This window comes from Rahnella victoriana (assembly GCF_004330295.1).
GTDB lineage: Bacteria > Pseudomonadota > Gammaproteobacteria > Enterobacterales > Enterobacteriaceae > Rahnella > Rahnella victoriana.
The window spans coordinates 1-17,376 of sequence record NZ_SJOJ01000001.1; the positions used below are offsets into that span (position 1 = coordinate 1).

A 17,376-nucleotide genomic window follows, 5' to 3' on the forward strand; every position below is an offset into this window, starting at 1 on the left:
GTCATTATTTTCACACTAATATCATCTTATCTAATTACGCTTTATAAAGAATTTGGTAAAATCGATGCTACTAACTCCAATTTCTCTGAGCTGAGGAAACAACTTGTAGAGACAACAGGCATCGTAAAAGGTATTGAAAAAACCATAAATTCTGAGCTATGGATAGCACAGCAGGTGTGGCAAAAAAAATATGATTTATACGAAAACATTTTCACTCAACTCCTAAGTATTAAGCGGTGGGTTGACAATGAACATAAAGTTATTGAATTACATATGATGCCCCATTACATGTCGATGAGCCATCATCCTTATGGCTCTGAAAAACAAGATAAATTGTTTTGGAAAGAGGTTGAAGAAGCACGTGAAGAGTTAGAGAAAGTAATCAATGATGAGGATTTTAAAGCTAAAAATAAAATACTTCAGGAAAAACAGAATGAAGCCATGTCGTTTCTTGCCGAAATCATGGTTGCAAAATCAATAATTTTAAATCCTAACGTTGCCATCACTTTACAATCTTTGATTGTTGATTTTACTTCTCCTGGACTTGAGGAGGATGAAATGCCGGATGATTACTCGGAAAGAATGGTCAGCAATATTGATAGAGCAATAACATCGCTAAAAGAAGTTGCCTTAGAAGAGCTTCAAATCATACATAGATAAATTTACTCTAAATAACTGCGTGGAATAGTGCTCCACTTTATGCCAGCTGGGGCTGTTTTCTCTGACTAACCGCATTGCATCAGGCCTGCGATGTGTTGCTCATATGCCACATGTCAGTAAATAGCAGGTGTAGCGGTATTAGGCGCAGCTATTTAGAAAGCCAGTAAACGTTCTCAGTTATAAAAACTGTTCGTTTAGCATACTGTTTTGCAGAAGAGTTTTGCAGGGGTTTTGCAGAAGAATTTTTGGAGAGATGAATAACAAAGGGGGCGCGATGCCCCCGATGTTTACTTCAACAATATCGCAATTACATATTTGCGATCATGTCGTCGGCAAACTCGCTACATTTACGCAGTTTGGCGCCTTCCATCAGACGTTCGAAATCGTAAGTCACGGTCTTGTTGGCGATAGCGCCTTCCATGCCTTTTACGATCAGGTCTGCGGCTTCGAACCATTCCATATGACGCAGCATCATTTCTGCAGACAGGATGATTGAACCCGGGTTCACTTTGTCCTGACCGGCATATTTCGGTGCAGTACCGTGAGTGGCTTCAAACAGCGCGCAATCAGAACCGATGTTTGCGCCCGGTGCGATACCGATGCCGCCAACCTGCGCCGCCAGGGCGTCGGAAATGTAGTCACCGTTCAGGTTCATACAGGCGATCACGTCGTATTCAGCAGGACGCAGCAGGATCTGTTGCAGGAATGCATCGGCAATCACGTCTTTAATGATGATGTCTTTGCCGTTGTTTGGGTTTTTGATTTTCACCCAAGGGCCGCCGTCGATCAGCTCGCCGCCGAACTCTTCACGCGCCAGCTGGTAGCCCCAATCCTTGAAGGCACCTTCGGTGAACTTCATGATGTTGCCTTTATGAACCAGCGTCAGTGAATCACGATCATTGGTGATGGTGTATTCAATCGCCGCGCGAACCAGACGTTTGGTGCCTTCTTCGGAGCAAGGTTTGATACCGATACCGCACTCTTGTGGGAAACGGATTTTCTTCACGCCCATTTCGTCTTGCAGGAACTTGATCACTTTATCGGCTTCAGCAGAACCCGCTTTCCATTCGATACCGGCATAGATGTCTTCGGAGTTTTCACGGAAAATCACCATGTCGGTGTCTTCCGGGCGTTTCACCGGGCTTGGTGTGCCGGTGTAATAACGTACCGGACGCAGACAGATGTACAGGTCGAGTTGCTGGCGAAGTGCCACGTTCAGGGAGCGAATGCCGCCGCCAACTGGCGTCGTCAGTGGGCCTTTGATAGCAACACGGTAATCACGGATCAGATCGAGGGTTTCTTCTGGCAGCCAGACGTCTTTACCGTACAGCTCTACGGATTTCTCGCCGGTGTAGATTTCCATCCAGGAGATTTTACGCTCACCTTTGTAGGCTTTCTGAACAGCCGCATCAACGACTTTGATCATGGCAGGCGTCACGTCAACACCGATGCCATCACCTTCGATAAATGGGATAACAGGATTATTAGGAATGACCAGTTTACCCTGAGCGTCTACTGTAATCTTTTTACCTTCAGCCGGAACAACTACTTTGCTTTCCATTAACCTCTCCTTCGAGCGCATTTTTGTTAAAAATTTGTAAGATGCCGGTCGATATTACTCGAATATTTCTCGCTAGCCAATCCGAAACATTTTTCAAGTATAATGCGCTAATTCTCTCTAACTTCAATGCCTATGAACCCGCTATCTTTTAAAAATCACAACGTTAAACGTTTCAGCAAAAGGCCCGCCAGAGCACAATCTGCCCCAAAAGGGCCGCTTAAGGTGATTCTTTTCAATAAACCGTTCGATGTACTGCCACAATTCACTGATGAAGCGGGTCGGGCGACACTTAAAGATTACATTTCATTAACAGATGTTTATGCCGCAGGGCGTCTTGACCGGGACAGCGAAGGTTTACTGGTGCTGACCAACGATGGCAAACTGCAGGCTGCGCTAACCCAGCCGGGTAAACGCACCGGTAAGATTTACTTTGTTCAGGTCGAGGGCGAACCGGATGAAGCGGCGGTGAAGGCGTTGCGCGAAGGCGTCACGCTAAAAGACGGGCCTACCCTGCCCGCTGGCGCCGAGATTGTGCCGGAGCCGGAATGGCTCTGGGCGCGCAATCCGCCCATTCGTGAACGCAAGACGATCCCGACCGCGTGGTTAAAAATCACTTTATACGAGGGAAAAAACCGTCAGGTGCGACGCATGACCGCGCATGTGGGATTACCCACGCTGCGCCTCATCCGTTACAGCATGGGCAACTACACCCTCGGCGACTTGCAACCCGGCCAATGGAAGGAAATCCCACATGTTTAAACCGCACGTCACTGTCGCCTGCGTGGTGCAGGCACAGGGAAAGTTTCTGGTTGTTGAAGAAACCATTCACGGCAACGTCACCTGGAACCAGCCTGCCGGCCATCTCGAAGCCGATGAAACCTTAATCAGCGCCGCAAAACGCGAGCTGTACGAAGAAACCGGCATCCACGCCGAGCCGCAGTCATTCCTCGGTTTACATCAGTGGCAGGCGCCGGACGGCACGCCTTTCCTGCGTTTCGCCTTCGTGATTGATTTGCCTGAAATGCAAGATACCGCGCCGCAGGACGATGATATCGACCAGTGCCGCTGGGTCACCGCTGAGGACATTCTCGGGTCTGCGCAACTGCGTTCGCCGCTGGTGGCCGAAAGCATCCGCTGCTATCAGCAATCGCCGCGTTATCCTCTGGAAATCCTGCACAATTTCAATCTGCCGGAATAACGGCCCTTCTCCGGTTGTTGCCACGCAGTTAATCAGCGATGCAGCAACCGGCCTGACGTGATAAAATTTTGCGCTTCACGATTTACCTCGCGTGAAATCTTAGTAGCAGTACCTCTCTGTTCGGTTTTCTGTGGTGTTCGGGTTTTCTGTGAAATATGAGTTGCGCGCGGCCTTCATCCTCGTGGGACAAGCATCAGAAAAAACACCGTCAGTACCGGGCAATTAATTCATGTGTTTCGGGACTATTATGTCTGACAACAGCCAGAAAAAAGTGATCGTCGGGATGTCCGGCGGTGTCGATTCCTCTGTCTCTGCGTACCTTCTGCAACAGCAGGGTTACCAGGTCGAGGGCCTCTTCATGAAAAATTGGGAAGAGGATGACGACGAAGAATATTGCACAGCAGCCACTGACCTTGCGGATGCGCAGGCCGTGTGCGACAAGCTGGGTATTGAACTGCACACCGTGAATTTCGCGGCGGAATACTGGGACAACGTGTTCGAATTATTCCTTGAGGAATACAAAGCCGGACGCACGCCAAACCCGGATATCCTGTGCAATAAAGAAATCAAATTCAAAGCCTTCCTGGAATTTGCGGCGGAAGATCTGGGCGCGGATTACATCGCGACCGGTCACTACGTCCGCCGTCAGGATATCGACGGCGTCAGCCATTTGCTGCGCGGCGTTGATGGCAACAAAGACCAGAGCTATTTCCTCTACACGCTCGGTCATGAGCAGGTCGCACAAAGCCTGTTCCCGGTCGGTGAGCTGGAAAAACCGGAAGTTCGCCGTATCGCCGAAGAGCTGGATTTAATCACTGCGAAGAAAAAAGACTCCACGGGGATCTGCTTCATCGGTGAACGCAAATTCCGTGATTTCCTGGGGCGTTATTTACCGGCGCAACCGGGCGTGATCAAAAGCGTTGACGGTCAGGTGATGGGCGAACATCAGGGTCTGATGTACCACACGCTCGGCCAGCGTAAAGGTCTGGGCATTGGCGGCCAGAAAGACGGCAGCGAAGAGCCGTGGTACACCGTCGAGAAGGATGTGGAAAACAACATTCTTTACGTCGCCCAGGGCCATGAGCATCCGCGCCTGATGAATGTCGGTCTGATTGCCCAACAGCTGCACTGGGTCGATCGCCAGACGCTGACCGCGCCGCTGACCTGTACCGTGAAAACCCGTTACCGTCAGGAAGATATTCCGTGCGTGGTGACGCCACTGGGTGAAGACCGCATCGAGGTGCGTTTCGATGCACCCGTTGCTGCCGTCACACCGGGTCAGTCCGCCGTGTTTTACCTCGGCGAAATCTGTCTCGGCGGGGGCATCATTGAACAACGCCTGCCGCTGCAAGGCTGATACGGCTCAAATATGTGGTTGAATACGGGACGCTTTCGGGCGTCCCGCTTTATTTCTGTCCGGCGATGACACTCTGCACTGATTCCGAACTGTGTTTAGGAGCCGTTTTATGGCATGATCTGTCGCCATGAATTTGGGCTGTTTCTTTGTCACCGCGTCTCATCGTTTCAAAACGCTTACAGGAGTAAACGTGGCTAAAAATTATTATGACATTACGCTGGCTTTGGCGGGGATCTGTCAGGCAGCGCGCCTGGTTCAGCAACTGGCACACGAAGGCCAATGCTCGCAGGAAGAAATGTCAGTATCACTGCGCAGTTTGCTGGAAATGAATCCGGCCTCCACGCTGGCGGTGTACGGTAATAATGAAGCTAATCTGAAGATGGGACTGGAGACGCTGCTGGGCGTCCTGAACGCCAACCGTCAGGGGCCGGGCGCTGAGTTAACGCGTTACGCATTAAGCCTGATGGTGCTGGAGCGCAAACTGTACGCCAATAAAGCCGCCATGAATCAGCTCGGTGAACGCATCGATCAGCTTGATCGTCAGCTGGCACATTTCGAACTGGAATCAGAAACGATGATCAGTTCCCTGGCCTCGATTTATGTCGATGTGGTCAGCCCGGCGGGTCCGCGCATTCAGGTCACCGGTTCGCCGACTATTTTGCAAAATGCTCAGGTGCAGGCGAAGGTTCGCGCCATTCTGCTGGCCGGTATCCGTTCTGCGGTACTGTGGCACCAGGTCGGCGGTGGCCGTCTGCAACTGATGTTTTCCCGTAATCGCTTGTTTGAACAGGCGAAAAATATTCTCGCTCATTGTTAATAAGATCCCAGGAGTTGCTACCGATGGAATTATCCTCACTGACCGCCGTTTCCCCCGTTGATGGACGCTACGGTGATAAAGTCAGCGCGCTGCGTACTATTTTCAGCGAATTTGGCCTGCTGAAATTCCGTGTGCAGGTTGAAGTACGTTGGCTGCAAAAACTGGCAGCCTGTGCAGAAATCAAGGAAGTTCCTGCTTTTGATGCCGACGCAAACGCTTTCCTCGACCAGATCGTGGCGAATTTTGATGTTAATGACGCACAGCGCATTAAAGATATTGAAAAAACCACCAACCATGACGTCAAAGCGGTTGAGTACTTCCTGAAAGAAAAAGTGGCCGCCATCCCTGCCCTGCACGCGGTGTCTGAATTCATTCACTTTGCCTGTACCTCTGAAGATATCAATAACCTGTCCCACGCGCTGATGCTGCAAACCGCACGTCAGGACGTTGTGCTGCCGTACTGGAAGCAGATTATTGATGCCGTGAAAGATCTGGCGCACAAATACCGCGACATTCCGCTGCTGTCCCGTACCCACGGCCAGCCTGCAACGCCATCCACGATCGGTAAAGAACTGGCTAACGTCGCTTACCGTATGGATCGCCAGTTTAAGCAACTGCAGAACGTCGACATTCTCGGCAAAATCAACGGCGCCGTGGGCAACTACAACGCGCACATCGTGGCGTATCCGGAAGTGAACTGGCATCAGTTCAGCGAAGAGTTTGTCACGTCGTTGGGCATTACCTGGAATCCGTACACCACCCAGATCGAGCCGCATGACTACATCGCCGAACTGTTTGACTGCGTGGCGCGTTTCAACACCATCCTGATCGACTTCGACCGCGACATCTGGGGTTACATTGCCCTGAACCACTTCAAGCAGCGCACCATCGCGGGCGAAATCGGTTCGTCTACCATGCCGCACAAAGTGAACCCGATCGACTTCGAAAACTCCGAAGGTAATCTCGGCCTGTCCAATGCGGTATTGCAGCATCTGGCCAGCAAACTGCCGGTTTCCCGCTGGCAGCGCGACCTGACGGATTCCACCGTGCTGCGTAACCTCGGCGTGGGTCTGGGCTACGCGCTGATTGCGTATCAGGCCACCATGAAAGGCGTCAGCAAGCTGGAAGTGAACGAAGCCAATCTGGCGAATGAACTGGATCACAACTGGGAAGTGCTGGCGGAGCCAATCCAGACCGTGATGCGTCGTTACGGCATCGAAAAGCCTTATGAGAAGCTGAAAGAACTGACCCGCGGCAAACGTGTTGATGCGGCCGGGATGCAGGCCTTTATCGATTCTCTGGAATTACCGGAAGACGAAAAAGTACGTCTGAAAGCCATGACACCGGGTAACTACATTGGCCGCGCCACCACCATGGTTGACGAGCTGAAGTAAGTTTTTACCCTGTTATATTCAGGTGGCGGCCTCAGGGTCGCCTTTTTTATGCCGTCTCTGACGGAAGCCGTTTATAATTCGTTTAGGTTCTGTTGAGGTTTGACGCGCCCGCGTTGACCTCAGGTTGATTAAAATGTTTCTGAATCATTTACCATTGCCCTCAGAATATTTAAACCATTTTCCGCGCTGCCAGGATAAGGAATCACCATGCGAATTTTAGTTATTGAAGATAACGCTCTGCTCCGTCATCACCTTTCGGTTCAACTGCGGGAAATGGGCCATCAGGTCGATGCAGCAGAAGACGCGAAAGAAGCAGACTATTTTTTGCATGAACACGCGCCGGATATCGCCATTGTCGATCTCGGTTTGCCGGGTGAAGACGGCCTGAGTCTGATCCGCCGCTGGCGCAGCCATCAGACCAATTTGCCGATCCTGGTGCTCACCGCCCGTGAAAGCTGGCAGGATAAGGTCGCGGTGCTGGAAGCCGGTGCTGACGATTACGTCACCAAACCTTTCCATCTGGAAGAAGTGCTGGCGCGTATGCAGGCGCTGATGCGCCGTAACAGCGGCCTTGCCTCCCAGGTGATCACGCTGCAACCCTTCCAGATTGATCTGTCACGCCGTGAACTGACGGTTAATGAGCAGCCAATCAAACTGACCGCGTTCGAATACACCATTATCGAAACGCTGATCCGCAATGCCGGTAAAGTGGTCAGCAAAGACTCACTGATGCTTCAGCTTTATCCTGATGCTGAGCTGCGTGAAAGCCATACCGTCGATGTACTGATGGGCCGTCTGCGTAAAAAATTACAGGCAGAACATCCGGTTGACGTGATCACGACCGTACGCGGTCAGGGTTACCGCTTCGACATTCGTCCGTAATCACCGGCATGTTCAAAGGACGCTTCATGAAAGGACGTCGTACCCGGAAACCGTTCTCCCTTCGCGTCCGCTTTATGATGGCGACCGCTGCGGTGGTGCTTGCCCTGTCGCTGGCCTACGGGCTGGTGGCGGTGGTCGGCTATATGGTGAGTTTCGACAAAACGGCCTACCGTTTGCTGCGTGGCGAAAGTAACCTCTTCTTCAGCCTCGCCCAGTGGCGCGACAACAAGCTGAGCATCAACGTTCCCCCTGATCTCGACCTCAATACGCCAACGCTGGTGTTTATTTACGACGCCAACGGAAAACTGCTGTGGGCTGAGCGCCGCATTCCCGAGCTGGAAGCGCATATCGATAAAGCGTGGATGAATAAACCGGGCTTCTACGAGCTGGACACCGACACGCAAATCAGCAGCGAAGTGCTGGGCAATAACCCGAAAGCGCAGGATAAGCTGAAGGATTACGACGACACCGACGCCAATGCGATGACCCACTCCATTGCGGTGAATACCTACAATGCCACCTCGCGCCTGCCCGCGCTGAACATTGTGGTGGTCGATACCATTCCGCAGGAATTGCAGCGTTCGGATCTGGTCTGGGAATGGTTCAGCTATGTGCTGCTGGCAAACCTGCTGCTGGTCGTCCCCTTACTCTGGCTTGCGGCATACTGGAGCCTGCGGCCTATCAAAGAGCTTATCCATCAGGTCGCCGAACTGGAAACGCACGAACGTGAATCGCTGGATGAAAACCCGCCCCGCGAACTGCGCGGACTGGTGCGTAACCTGAATATCTTGCTGCATGGCGAGCGTGGCCGTTACGATCGTTATCGCACCACACTGGCGGATCTGACGCACAGCCTGAAAACGCCGCTGGCGGTATTACAGTCCACCCTGCGCGCCCTGCGCAATGGCAAACAGACCACGATAGAAGAAGCGGAACCGGTGATGCTCGAGCAAATCAGCCGCATCTCGCAGCAGATTGGTTATTACCTGCATCGTGCGACGCTACGTTCTGAACAAAACTTGTTGATCCGTGAAGTGCATTCCGTACCGGCAATTCTGGACGGATTGTGCTCGGCTCTGAACAAGGTGTACCAGCGCAAAGGCGTGGTGATCACCGTGGATATTTCGCCGGAAATCACCTTTGTCGGTGAGAAAAATGACTTTATGGAAGTGATGGGTAACGTCATCGATAACGCCTGCAAATATTGTCTGGAGTTCGTCGAAATCAGCGCCGTACACACTGAAAATCAGCTGGTGATTTTGATTGAAGACGACGGTCCGGGCATTCCGGAAAGCAAACGTGAAGTGATTTTCCAGCGCGGACAACGTGCCGATACGTTGCGTCCGGGGCAAGGACTCGGGCTTTCGCTGGCTAACGACATCATCGAACAGTATGACGGCAAAATTATCATCGGCGACAGCCCGCTCGGCGGTGCCAGCATGCGCGTCTGTTTTGGCCTGCAACAGGGTATCGATCTGGAGTAGCGTTTTATCTGCCCATTTTGCCAGCATATTTCGGCGCAATCTTAACCATCGTGCGAAATTTGCTGGCAATTGCCCAACTCAGCCGCAACACCTTCCGTTATAATCATTTACAGACAGTCCTCTTCTTTATCCACCCTCCTTTTAATGCAAGGGAAATACTATGGATTACCAACTCGACCTAGACTGGAATGATTTCCTGCAGCGTTACTGGCAAAAACGTCCTGTCGTGCTAAAACGCGGCTTTAAAAATTTTGTGGATCCTATCTCGCCTGACGAACTGGCAGGACTGGCGATGGAAAATGAGGTGGACAGCCGTATGGTGAGCAATCACGACGGTAAATGGAATGTCAGCCACGGGCCGTTTGAAAGTTACGATCATCTGGGAGAAAACGGCTGGTCGGTGCTGGTTCAGGCCGTCGATCACTGGCACGAACCCTCTTCCCATCTGATGACGCCGTTCCGCCACATACCTGACTGGCGCATGGACGATTTAATGATTTCCTTCTCGGTGCCCGGCGGTGGCGTAGGCCCGCACCTTGATCAGTACGATGTCTTTATCATTCAGGGCACAGGCCGTCGCCGCTGGCGTGTGGGCGAGAAAGTCGCCATGAAACAGCATTGCCCGCACCCTGATTTGCTCCAGGTCGAGCCGTTCGACGCCATTATTGACGAAGAGCTGGAACCCGGCGATATCGTCTACATTCCGCCGGGTTTCCCGCATGACGGTTATTCGCTGGAAAACTCCCTCAACTATTCTGTCGGTTTCCGTGCACCAAACGCCCGTGAAATGGTCAGCGGTTTTGCCGATTACGTGCTTTCCCGCGAACTGGGCAGCCATCGTTACAGCGATCCGGAACTGGTTGAACGTGAGCATCCGGCTGAAGTCCAGCCTGCGGAACTGAATAAACTGCGTTCCATGATGCTGGATCTGATTGGTAACCCGACGCACTTCAACAGCTGGTTCGGTGAGTTTATTTCCCAGTCCCGCCACGAACTGGATCTGGCGCCGCCGGAGCCGCCTTATCAGGCCGGTGAAATTTATGAGTTGCTGGATTCCGGTGAAACGCTGGAGCGGCTGGGTGGCCTGCGCGTGCTGCGCGTCGGGGATACCTGCTACGTCAACGGCGAAGCCATGACCACGGAACACATCGCTGCGGTGGACGCCATTGCCCGTCACAAAACGGTGACCAAAGAGATGCTGGGCGATGCGCTGGATGACCCGTCTTTCCTCGCGTTGATCTCTGCGCTGGTCAACAGCGGTTACTGGTACTTTAACGACTGAGAGTAAACGATATTTACTTTTCTTATTTCATACAGGGTGCTTCGGCGCCCTGTATTTATTAATAACTCTACTATTTTATTGACTAATATCCTGACCAGAAATAATAAAGCAACAGCATGAGTCATTCAGGTTTTTTCCCATTTTATCATCACGCGATACTTAACGCCCCACACTCTATTATTTGACAGACCTGCATTTTTTCACCACTGTCAAAAAAAATAAACCAGACAGGAAACTTCTTTATTGCCGGGTTTTATCACCCGGCAAATTTACCGAAGTTTTAGCAGGCGTTTAACGGGATTAAGGTTCAGTAATTTGGCATGTAAACTTATTTTCAGTGCGACATCTTTATCTCTGAGATAATTACAGGCTATCCCAACACGTTTAGGGGTGCAGGGTAAAAAACCACCGTGCATACAACCAAAGGCTTTAGCGCGAAACGGTGAACCGATAAGCCCCGCATTGATGACACGACTGACAATATCAGCGCAATTCTTCCCAACGGTACGAAATGATGATCCCCCTGCTTTATGACAAATGTCATGCCAGGCTATTTTCATCGCACTTTCATCCAGGTTTACTAACCCGTAAATCACATCGGGAGCATTACCTTCTGTATGGGCGTCAGAGCGATACGTTGTTGTACTTGTATTTCCCTGACAACTAATTCTTGAAGGATATTTACCAAACATGATTTTTTTATCTTCGGTTTGTGGCCACCAGCTGACATAAGGGCTGGTCTCCTGAATATCGCCAATAAACATTGACGCATGCCCTACATTCCCTCCGTCAGGATACCAGATTAAAACCCAGGCATTATAGTGAGTTCCTCTGTTCTCAGTCGGGATGCGGGACCTGACCACATTACGCAACGATAAAACATCTTTTAATTCCATTAACTATAATCCGTAGAAATAAAAGAGGTATTTTACATGAGGGAATAAATGAGGAAAAATACAAAATATGGATATAAACCCACGATATATTATAAGTTATTATTGATTATTAAATTAATAATAACATCAGAGATAATGCATTGATAATAAAGAATAAAAAAGGCTTTATATCATCGGATATTCTAATGATATAAAGCCGCGACAATCCGTTATTTCGCTTTATTTGCTGTCAGCTCAGCAATACGCATAATCACTGACACCGCTTTTTCCATACCTTCGAGCGTGACGAATTCATGTTTGCCGTGGAAGTTATAACCGCCGGTAAAAATGTTCGGACACGGTAAACCCCGGAAGGAAAGCTGCGCGCCGTCCGTACCGCCGCGGATAGGCTTCATGATCGGCTCAATGTCACAGTCTTTCATCGCCTGCTGCGCCAGCGCGATAATATGCGGATGTTTGGCCACTTTATCGCGCATGTTGTAATAGTGGTCGTCGAGCGTCACTTCGATGTAGCAGTCACGATGCAGCCCTTTGCCGACCACATGGGCGATATCAATGATCTTTTGTTTGCGGGCTTCAAACTGCGCTTTATCGAAGTCGCGGATGATGTAATGCATTTCCGCACGTTCAACGTTGCCCTTGATGGTCGTCAGGTGATAGAAACCTTCGTAACCCTCAGTATGCTCTGGTGTTTCTTCCACCGGCAATTCGTTGTGGAAACGGGTCGCCAGCGACAGGGCATTGACCATCACCCCTTTGGCACTGCCCGGATGCACGTTGTTACCGACAATTTTGATCGTCGCAGAGGCCGCGTTAAAGTTCTCAAACTCCAGTTCCCCCACCCCGCCGCCATCCACGGTATAAGCCCATTCCGCGCCAAAGGCCGGTACATCAAAACTCTGCGCACCCTTACCGATTTCTTCATCTGGCGTGAACGCGATACGCACCGGACCGTGCGGAATATTGCTGTCTTTCAGGCGCACCATCGCGGTAATGATTTCGGCAATGCCGGATTTATCGTCTGATCCCAGCAAGGTTTTGCCGTCTGTGGTGATGATGGTATGGCCGAGGAGCTGATGTAACACCGGGAACATCACCGGAGATAAGATCTCGTCGCCATTCCCCAGCGCGATATCACCGCCGCGATAATTTTCCACAATCTGCGGATTGACATGTTTCGCCGTGAAATCAGGCGCGGTATCCAGATGGGAAATAAAACCGATCACCGGCACCTGCCAGGCGACATTCCCCGGCAAGGTCGCCATCACACAGCCTTTGTCACTGAGCGTTACCTGTGAAAAACCCAGTTCAGTCAGTTCATTACGCAGTGCCTGCGCCAGCTTGAGTTGCCCGTCGGTACTGGGCGTATGTTTAACATTGGGCTTAGATTGGGTATCGAAAGAAACATAATGAAGAAAACGATCAAGCAACTTATTCATTTGGGTATCCTCTGGCGGCTGGGTTTTATTATGCGCAGCATGAAAACCGTGAATATTGCGTCAGGTCATTTTTCACCAAGTTTAACGGGATAACGTTATGGGGCAGGCGCAACTTTTTGGCTTTACAGCGGATGAACAGGAAAAAAAGCCCGGTCTACGACCAGGCTTCATCTTTCTTCGTCAGGAATTTATGCACGAATTCCGGCACCACCTGGCTCGCCAGTCCGTAGTGCTTCATATCAAATTCGCTTTCTACCTGGCTTGGCTCAAGATTCAGTTCCACGGCACAGGCACCGCCGATACGCGCCTCGTGAACAAAACCGGCCGCCGGATAGACATGCCCGGACGTGCCGATGGCGACAAAGAAATCGGCTTTTGCCAGCGCATCGTAAATCTCATCCATGCCAAACGGCATTTCACCGAACCAGACAATGTGCGGACGCAGCGCTGCCGGGAACTGGCAGCAGTGACAGCGGTCATCCACACTCAGGTCGCCCGGCCAGTCCAGCACCTGACCCGATTGTGTACAGCGCACTTTCAGCAATTCGCCGTGCATATGGATCACACGGGAGCTGCCCGCCCGCTCGTGCAGATTATCGATATTCTGCGTGACCAGCAGGAAGTTGTCGCCGAGCGCCTCTTCCAGCGTAGCCAGCGCATAATGCGCGGCGTTAGGTTTGAGATCTTCAGCCTGCAACTGGCGGCGGCGTTCGTTATAAAAACGCTGCACCAGTTCAGGATCACGGCGGTAGCCTTCCGGCGTCGCCACATCCTCAACATGGTGTTCTTCCCACAGGCCATCGGCAGCGCGGAAAGTACGGATGCCTGACTCGGCGGAAATCCCTGCGCCGGTCAGCACCACAACAAACGGTTTCTTCAGCGACGCAGCCGCCATCGAATCACGGTGGAAAATATTCGACCGGAACCGCTGATGGCGAATGCGTTTATTTTTGCGAAACCGACACAGACGATGACGTGTGCGCATAACGTGCTCCTTACTCTCTGTGTCTGAATAATACGGTTCTTAAAAAAGGATCACTGGCCGCCACTGAGCACGCGGGCAGGATCGATACGGCTTGCACGGCGTGCCGGATACCAGCTTGCCAGCAAACTCAGCACCAGGGCGGTGACCAGCACACCCGCGACATCCAGCCAGTGCACTTCAGAGGGCAGGAAGTCGATAAAATAAATATCGCCGGACAGGAACTGATGTCCGGTGAGTTTTTGCAAGGCGTTGACGATATTTGTCAGCTGGAAAGCGGCAATCACGCCGATCACCACACCGGCCACGCTGCCGACCAGCCCCGCCAGTAAACCGTACCAGATGAAGACCGCGCGGATAAGCCCGTCTTTTGCGCCCAGTGTGCGCAAAATCGCAATATCACTGCTTTTATCTTTTACCGCCATCACCAGCGTCGAGACGATGTTGAAACAGGCCACGCCGATCACCAGCACCATCGCCATATACATGATAGCGCGGACCATCTGGATATCACGGTACATATATCCGTAAGTCCCGATCCAGCTGCTGATATAAACGTAAGCCTGCGTCACTTCACCGGCGTCGTGCACCAGTTTTTGTGCGGCGAAGACATCGTTCACTTTGATATCAATGCCGGTCACGCTGCTGCCCATGTCCTGATATTGCTGGGCATCGGCCAGCGGCACCATGCCAAGGCTGTGATCAAGCTGACCGCTGAGCTGCAAAATCCCGGCAACCTGCAAACGGATACGTTTCGGTTGCAACAGCTTCATTTCCGGATCGCTGTTGGGGATCATCACCGTCACCCAGTCGCCCTGCTTCACGCCTACGGCATCGGCCACGCCTTTGCCGAGGATCAGCTGCTGCTGACCGGCTTTGAAATTCTGCCATGCGTTGTTCTGCACAAATTTCGGCGCGGCACTGACACGCGGTTCGCTCTGCGGATCCACGCCTTTCAGCTGGATAGCACGCAGTTTTGCACCGTGCTCAATCAGGCCGTTGAACTGGATATACGGCGCTGCCGCGACAATGCCCGGCACTTTTTCCACCCGATCCAGCACACCCTGCCAGTTGTTAAACGGCTGGTTCACCGGACGGATTTCGCCGTGCGGCACCACCGCCAGTACGCGCTCTTTCAGTTCACGCTCGAACCCGTTCATGGCGCTCAGGCCGACGATCAGCACCGCCACGCCCAGCGCGATGCCTAACGTTGAAATCACCGAAATCAGCGACACCATACCGCTGCGACGACGGCCACGGCTGAACCGCAGACCAATCAATAATGAAAACGGAATGCCTGACATTACTTCGCTCCCAGCAACATCGATTCCTGCTGCAGTTTGCCGTCACGCATTTCCAGCTGACGCGTCAGACGGTTCGCCAGATGCAGATCGTGCGTCACCACAAGAAACGCCGTTCCCTGACGCACATTCAGTTCACCAAGCAGTTCGAAAATACTGTCGGCATTGCGCTGATCGAGGTTACCGGTCGGTTCATCGGCCAGCACCAGCGAAGGGTTGTTCACCAGCGCACGGGCAATCGCCACACGCTGACGTTCGCCGCCGGAAAGCTCGGATGGACGGTGATTGCTGCGGTGCTGTAAACCGACGGCTTCAAGCATCGCCATCGCCCGCTCCTGCACTTCCGCCGATTTCTTTTTGCCGATCAGCAGTGGCATGGCGACGTTTTCCAGCGCGGTGAAATCCGGCAGCAAATGGTGGAACTGATAGATAAAGCCCAGTTCGCGGTTACGCAATTCTGATTTCGCCGAAGACGACATGGCATTCAGCGACTGGCCTTTGAAAATCACTTCGCCGGATGTCGGGGAATCCAGACCGCCCAGCAGATGCAGCAAGGTACTTTTGCCGGAACCGGAAGTGCCGACAATCGCCATCATCTCACCCGGCTGCATGGCGAAGCTCACGTCACGCAGCACGTCGGTGTGCATTTTGCCTTCCTGATAAGTCTTACAGAGGTTTTCACACTGCAATAATAAAGAATTACTCATAACGTAAAGCCTCTGCGGGATGGGTGGCAGCAGCGCGCCAGGAAGGATAAAGCGTAGATAATAAGGCAATGGCCATCGCGACCAGCGCAATGACAACGACCTGAACCGGTTCAATATCGACCGGCAGCGACGCGCCATCGAGCATCAGCCCGATAGCCGGCATAATGGTATTCAGCTGAGTGGCCAGCACCACGCCGAGCACGGCACCGAGCAATGCGCCAATCACACCGGCACTGGCGCCCTGCACCATAAACAGCGCCATAATCTGGCGGCGGCTCAGGCCCTGCGTTTGCAGGATCGCGACTTCAGCTTGTTTCTCCATCACCAGTAATCCCAGTGACGTAATGATGTTAAACGCGGCAACGGCGACGATCAGGCTCAGCAACAGCCCCATCATGTTTTTCTCCATGCGCACGGCCTGGAACAACTCGCCGCGACGCTCGCGCCAGTCTTTCCAGCTGGTACCGTCCGGCAGTTTTTGCGCACTCAGGCTGTCGACGTCCAGCGGTTTGTCGAGGAACAGGCGCCAGCCGGTCACGTTACCTTTCGGATACAGCATCAGGCGTGAGGCGTCCTGAATGTTCACCAGCATCTGGTAACCATCCACTTCGCTGTTGGCGGAGAAGGTGCCGATCACGTTGAACAGGCGCTGGCTCGGGACGCGCCCGACCGGCGTGAACTGGCTGACGCTGGTGACCATCAGACGCAACTGATCACCACGGCGCACTTTTAACTGCTGCGCCAGCTGATCGCCCAGAATGATGTTGTATTTACCGGGTTGAAGTTCCTGCTGGGCAACCCCAATTAAGTATTTCGCCAGCGGATCTTTCTGTTTTGGATCAACCCCGAGCATCACGCCCACCGCGACGCTGCCGGGGCTTTGCAGCACGACATCACCGGTGGTCAGCGGCACCGCGCGGTTGACACTTTTCAGCGCAGAAACCTGATCATGCGTGATTTTCTGTGGATCAAGCGATCCGCCCGGTGTGGTGATTAACGCCTGAGGCATCAGACCGAGAATGTTACCTTCCAGATCTTTCTCAAACCCGTTCATCACGGATAACACGGTGACCAGCGCCATCACCCCGAGAGTGATACCAATGGTGGATAACCAGGAAACAAACCGCCCGAAGCGGTCCGAAGCACGTCCGCGCATGTAGCGCAGACCGATAAATAACGCGACAGGTTGATACATAACATCCGTTTTAAGTGCTTGGCCGCAAATAAGTGCGTGGCGCAGACTAAAGTGATCAAGGATAATAAAGGCTAGCACCGCTTTATGGAACCATTAACCCAAAGTAATCGGTTTAACTTTGTGACGCCGTTGACCCTTTTATACAGACAACGGGTTGACCCCGATTACCCCTGCAAAGCAAGATACGGTCTGCTAATTGGCCTCCGACAGCCGCCAAAACG

At 52.2% G+C, this 17,376-nt stretch carries 16 protein-coding genes; 9 read left to right on the forward strand and 7 right to left on the reverse strand.

Annotated features, from left to right (window positions below; genetic code table 11):
* Positions 1-660: hypothetical protein (locus EYY67_RS24425; protein ID WP_165497926.1), on the forward strand; the 660-nt coding region annotated here is incomplete at its 5' end.
* Positions 661-967: 307 nt separating this feature from the next.
* Here EYY67_RS24425 and icd read toward each other — a convergent pair.
* On the reverse strand, positions 968-2,221 hold the full coding sequence (gene icd, locus EYY67_RS00005; protein ID WP_095921371.1) for an NADP-dependent isocitrate dehydrogenase: 1,254 nt from the start codon (positions 2,219-2,221) through the stop codon (positions 968-970).
* A 132-nt stretch (positions 2,222-2,353) separates the two neighbouring features.
* Here icd and rluE point away from each other — a divergent pair, with 132 nt between their 5' ends.
* From rluE to EYY67_RS00045, 8 genes are all read left to right on the forward strand, one after another.
* Positions 2,354-2,980: a 23S rRNA pseudouridine(2457) synthase RluE gene (rluE, locus tag EYY67_RS00010; protein WP_095921370.1), complete on the forward strand. Its 627-nt coding sequence runs from the start codon at positions 2,354-2,356 to the stop codon at positions 2,978-2,980.
* A complete protein-coding gene (locus tag EYY67_RS00015; protein WP_095921369.1) occupies positions 2,973-3,419 on the forward strand; it encodes an NUDIX hydrolase in 447 nt (148 codons plus the stop codon). The genes rluE and EYY67_RS00015 overlap by 8 nt, the downstream gene beginning before the upstream one ends.
* A 247-nt stretch (positions 3,420-3,666) precedes the next feature.
* On the forward strand, positions 3,667-4,776 hold the full coding sequence (mnmA, locus tag EYY67_RS00020; RefSeq protein ID WP_131692556.1) for a tRNA 2-thiouridine(34) synthase MnmA: 1,110 nt from the start codon (positions 3,667-3,669) through the stop codon (positions 4,774-4,776).
* A gap of 190 nt (positions 4,777-4,966) precedes the next feature.
* Positions 4,967-5,593, forward strand: a complete 627-nt coding sequence (hflD, locus tag EYY67_RS00025) for a high frequency lysogenization protein HflD (protein ID WP_095921368.1) — start codon at positions 4,967-4,969, stop codon at positions 5,591-5,593.
* A 23-nt stretch (positions 5,594-5,616) separates the two neighbouring features.
* On the forward strand, positions 5,617-6,987 hold the full coding sequence (gene purB, locus EYY67_RS00030; RefSeq protein WP_095921367.1) for an adenylosuccinate lyase: 1,371 nt from the start codon (positions 5,617-5,619) through the stop codon (positions 6,985-6,987).
* Positions 6,988-7,194: 207 nt separating this feature from the next.
* Positions 7,195-7,869 (forward strand): two-component system response regulator PhoP, encoded by a 675-nt coding sequence (gene phoP / locus EYY67_RS00035; protein ID WP_095921366.1) that lies wholly within the window; start codon positions 7,195-7,197, stop codon positions 7,867-7,869.
* 26 nt (positions 7,870-7,895) lie between these two features.
* Positions 7,896-9,353 carry a two-component system sensor histidine kinase PhoQ gene (gene phoQ / locus EYY67_RS00040; RefSeq protein WP_131692557.1) on the forward strand — a complete coding sequence of 486 codons (1,458 nt, stop codon included), beginning with the start codon at positions 7,896-7,898 and terminating at the stop codon, positions 9,351-9,353.
* 160 nt (positions 9,354-9,513) lie between these two features.
* A complete protein-coding gene (locus tag EYY67_RS00045; protein WP_131692558.1) occupies positions 9,514-10,635 on the forward strand; it encodes a ribosomal protein uL16 3-hydroxylase in 1,122 nt (373 codons plus the stop codon).
* 269 nt (positions 10,636-10,904) lie between these two features.
* On the opposite strand, the gene EYY67_RS00050 is transcribed toward EYY67_RS00045, so the two are convergent.
* From EYY67_RS00050 to lolC, 6 genes are all read right to left on the reverse strand, one after another.
* On the reverse strand, positions 10,905-11,531 hold the full coding sequence (locus tag EYY67_RS00050; protein WP_095921363.1) for a hypothetical protein: 627 nt from the start codon (positions 11,529-11,531) through the stop codon (positions 10,905-10,907).
* A 209-nt stretch (positions 11,532-11,740) separates the two neighbouring features.
* Entirely contained in the window at positions 11,741-12,970 is a 1,230-nt protein-coding gene (pepT, locus tag EYY67_RS00055) for a peptidase T (protein WP_131692559.1), read from the reverse strand.
* Positions 12,971-13,124: 154 nt separating this feature from the next.
* Positions 13,125-13,955 (reverse strand): Sir2 family NAD+-dependent deacetylase, encoded by an 831-nt coding sequence (gene cobB / locus EYY67_RS00060; RefSeq protein WP_131692560.1) that lies wholly within the window; start codon positions 13,953-13,955, stop codon positions 13,125-13,127.
* Positions 13,956-14,005: 50 nt separating this feature from the next.
* Positions 14,006-15,256 carry a lipoprotein-releasing ABC transporter permease subunit LolE gene (gene lolE / locus EYY67_RS00065; protein ID WP_037037364.1) on the reverse strand — a complete coding sequence of 417 codons (1,251 nt, stop codon included), beginning with the start codon at positions 15,254-15,256 and terminating at the stop codon, positions 14,006-14,008.
* Positions 15,256-15,960 (reverse strand): lipoprotein-releasing ABC transporter ATP-binding protein LolD, encoded by a 705-nt coding sequence (gene lolD / locus EYY67_RS00070; RefSeq protein ID WP_095921360.1) that lies wholly within the window; start codon positions 15,958-15,960, stop codon positions 15,256-15,258. The genes lolE and lolD overlap by 1 nt, the downstream gene beginning before the upstream one ends.
* Positions 15,953-17,155, reverse strand: a complete 1,203-nt coding sequence (gene lolC / locus EYY67_RS00075) for a lipoprotein-releasing ABC transporter permease subunit LolC (protein WP_131692561.1) — start codon at positions 17,153-17,155, stop codon at positions 15,953-15,955. Before lolC ends, lolD begins: the two co-directional genes overlap by 8 nt.
* Positions 17,156-17,376: the final 221 nt, after the last annotated feature.

What these genes read in the sequence shown, in the direction of transcription:
- icd (WP_095921371.1), bottom strand. Translation starts at nt 2,221, where the DNA reads ATGGAAAGCAAAGTAGTTGTTCCGGCTGAAGGTAAAAAGATTACAGTA.
- rluE (WP_095921370.1), top strand. Translation starts at nt 2,354, where the DNA reads ATGAACCCGCTATCTTTTAAAAATCACAACGTTAAACGTTTCAGCAAA.
- EYY67_RS00015 (WP_095921369.1), top strand. Translation starts at nt 2,973, where the DNA reads ATGTTTAAACCGCACGTCACTGTCGCCTGCGTGGTGCAGGCACAGGGA.
- mnmA (WP_131692556.1), top strand. Translation starts at nt 3,667, where the DNA reads ATGTCTGACAACAGCCAGAAAAAAGTGATCGTCGGGATGTCCGGCGGT.
- purB (WP_095921367.1), top strand. Translation starts at nt 5,617, where the DNA reads ATGGAATTATCCTCACTGACCGCCGTTTCCCCCGTTGATGGACGCTAC.
- phoP (WP_095921366.1), top strand. Translation starts at nt 7,195, where the DNA reads ATGCGAATTTTAGTTATTGAAGATAACGCTCTGCTCCGTCATCACCTT.
- phoQ (WP_131692557.1), top strand. Translation starts at nt 7,896, where the DNA reads ATGAAAGGACGTCGTACCCGGAAACCGTTCTCCCTTCGCGTCCGCTTT.
- EYY67_RS00045 (WP_131692558.1), top strand. Translation starts at nt 9,514, where the DNA reads ATGGATTACCAACTCGACCTAGACTGGAATGATTTCCTGCAGCGTTAC.
- EYY67_RS00050 (WP_095921363.1), bottom strand. Translation starts at nt 11,531, where the DNA reads ATGGAATTAAAAGATGTTTTATCGTTGCGTAATGTGGTCAGGTCCCGC.
- pepT (WP_131692559.1), bottom strand. Translation starts at nt 12,970, where the DNA reads ATGAATAAGTTGCTTGATCGTTTTCTTCATTATGTTTCTTTCGATACC.
- cobB (WP_131692560.1), bottom strand. Translation starts at nt 13,955, where the DNA reads ATGCGCACACGTCATCGTCTGTGTCGGTTTCGCAAAAATAAACGCATT.
- lolE (WP_037037364.1), bottom strand. Translation starts at nt 15,256, where the DNA reads ATGTCAGGCATTCCGTTTTCATTATTGATTGGTCTGCGGTTCAGCCGT.
- lolD (WP_095921360.1), bottom strand. Translation starts at nt 15,960, where the DNA reads ATGAGTAATTCTTTATTATTGCAGTGTGAAAACCTCTGTAAGACTTAT.
- lolC (WP_131692561.1), bottom strand. Translation starts at nt 17,155, where the DNA reads ATGTATCAACCTGTCGCGTTATTTATCGGTCTGCGCTACATGCGCGGA.